This window comes from Ruminococcus sp. D54t1_190329_F1 (assembly GCF_015551645.1).
GTDB classification, from domain to species: Bacteria; Bacillota; Clostridia; order Lachnospirales; family Lachnospiraceae; genus Blautia_A; species Blautia_A faecis.
On the sequence record NZ_JADNDC010000108.1, the window covers coordinates 1 to 1,085 of the forward strand.

Annotated in this window: 3 protein-coding genes; all 3 read left to right on the forward strand. The window is 35.4% G+C overall.

Annotated elements, in window-relative coordinates:
* The first annotated feature begins 161 nt into the window (after nt 1–161).
* Complete coding sequence (locus I2D69_RS19795) at nt 162–299, forward strand: hypothetical protein (RefSeq protein WP_155512147.1); 138 nt, start codon at nt 162–164, stop codon at nt 297–299.
* A 17-nt stretch (nt 300–316) separates the two neighbouring features.
* Complete coding sequence (locus I2D69_RS19800; protein ID WP_155512148.1) at nt 317–454, forward strand: hypothetical protein; 138 nt, start codon at nt 317–319, stop codon at nt 452–454.
* Between the two features lie 137 nt (nt 455–591).
* Nucleotides 592–1,085: ABC transporter ATP-binding protein (locus I2D69_RS19805; RefSeq protein ID WP_195380384.1), on the forward strand; the 494-nt coding region annotated here is incomplete at its 3' end.

Genomic DNA, 1,085 nt, shown 5'->3' on the forward strand with positions numbered 1-1,085 from the left:
GAGGCGGATAATATGTTAGAACTTGAAAAGAGAATGCAGGAAGAGCCTTTTGATGTAGAGGTTCAGTATTGTGATCCAGATGATTGCGCTCATGATTGTTTAACAGCACCTGGACACTGTAACACACATTTTACTTCAATGTTATAAGGAGGAACGTAACCATGAAAGAATTAGAAAAGAAAATTCAGGAATTAGGATTCGACGTAGAAACCCAGTATTGCGATCCGAGTGATTGCTATCATGACTGTTACGGTGAAGGTGTTAACAATTGTGATGCACATTTTACAGAAATTTGGTAAGATTGGAGGAATATTATATGGAAAAAATGGAGAAAAAAATCCAGGAAGTTGCATTTGATGTCGAAATTCAGTATTGTGATCCAAGTGATTGTTATCACGATTGCAAACATGAAGGTGTCAATAATTGTGATGCCGATATGACAACAATCTGGTAAAAATTGACAAATTACAGAAAGTGGTTCTTGTCTTTAATGCAAGAACCACTTTCTAATTTAGAATTAAATTTGTTTTATGCTTGTAATAATTCAGTAAGGATTATAGATTATATTAAATAAAACATGAGGTGAGAAACATGGAATTGGTTAAAACATCAGATTTAAAAAAGTATTATCGCACCGGAGAGATTTGCGTAAAGGCATTGGATCAGGTCAATCTTTCGGTTGAAGAAGGCGAGTTTATTGCTGTTGTTGGACCGTCAGGCTGCGGTAAGACAACATTATTAAATATGCTGGGCGGATTGGACAATCCGACAGAGGGAACAGTTCTGATACATGGAAAAGATATAACAAAAATGAAATCGGAAGAGTTAACAGTGTATCGAAGAAAGCATATCGGATTTGTATTTCAGAATTATAATCTACTTCAAACGCTTAATGTAAAAAGCAATATACTGTTACCCCTTTATTTGGGAAACAGTAAAATTGATGAAGCATATTTTGAAGAGATTGTAGAAATTCTGGGTATTAAAAATAAGTTGAAAAATTTACCTAACACCTTATCGGGCGGACAGCAGCAGAGAGTTGCCATTGCCAGGGCAATGATCACGAAACCAGATATTGTCTTAGC